This is a genomic window from Paenibacillus alkaliterrae (genome assembly GCF_021532375.1).
GTDB classification, from domain to species: domain Bacteria; phylum Bacillota; class Bacilli; order Paenibacillales; family Paenibacillaceae; genus Pristimantibacillus; species Pristimantibacillus alkaliterrae.
The window spans coordinates 1-1,057 of sequence record NZ_JAKGAP010000169.1 but is presented as its reverse complement, the minus strand read 5'-3'; the positions used below and the strand labels follow the sequence as shown (position 1 = coordinate 1,057).

Here is a 1,057-nt window from a genome sequence, read left to right as displayed (position 1 = left end):
CGGCTTTTACCATATCGGGGATTTGGCTGTGTGTCGCCCAATAATACCAGTCATCCAGAAACACCTTCGCTTTTTCAGGGGTCTCCTGCTCCCACAATTTCGAGAAGGCGAGCTTTAAGTGGTATGCTTTAGCGGTCTTCAGATCCTCGTCCTTGAGACCCATTAATTTTTCCTTTTGGTTCACGGTTAGGTTTTCTTCGTTCTTCAACCAAGAGTAGCGGCTGCCTTTGAGATCAGCTACCGTCCGTTGTTCTTTGCGTCTTGTCTCATCTACAGCGGTACTGATGACATTCATAACATGGAACTTGTCATAAGTGATTTCGACATTTGGAAAGTAGTTCTTCGCACCGGCAATGAAGCTCGGCGACATATCCATACATAACTCTTCAATGTCGTCCGGATGGCCGCCTTTCTGTAGCAATTGGCCCTTAAAGTCAAACAACGTCCGCTGATCTTTCCCTTCCGCCACGTGAAGTACTTTACGGGTATCCAAGTCCATGACCAGAGATACGTACTCATGTCCTTTCGCTCGGGAGGTTTCGTCTATGGCAATACGTTTAACATCTTCCCAAGTTTGTTCCTTCCGTGCTTCATCCACGTAATGGTGTAGAATAGGCCATAAAGTAGTGTCATGCTCTCCGAGTAACCTGGAAACTTCGTTCATCGGCATAGCTTTGGCCAACAACACCATAAGGGCTTCAAAATATAACGAGAAGCCGGAACGTTCGCGTGCCCACGAAAGTTCGGCTGTTTTAGGCGTATTGCAATCCTCGCACTCTACACGCGGCGGCTTTCCGATTAACACCGCACGATATTGGAAGAAGTTCATGTGCCGCCATTCGCGTTCCTTGCCGTGGTCATAAATCCGGCAACCTGGTTTACCGCAAGTACCACAGGTATGCAAGCCGCCTTTCACGGTACGGATATAAATTTGCAGTTCTTTTTGATCCGGATTGAAAGCGACATTATATACTTCCCAGCCCGATCCTAAATTCAAAGCTCTATTAAATATCTCATTTTCCGTCATCAATGGTATCTCCCTTCAGGGTTCTACTAC

General features: G+C 46.8%; 1 protein-coding gene. It reads right to left on the bottom strand.

The annotated features are described in order from the left end of the window. Positions 1–1,027 (bottom strand): ISL3 family transposase (locus L1N85_RS27020; RefSeq protein WP_235242101.1); only part of this gene is annotated, 1,027 nt, incomplete at its 3' end. Positions 1,028–1,057 lie beyond the last annotated feature (30 nt).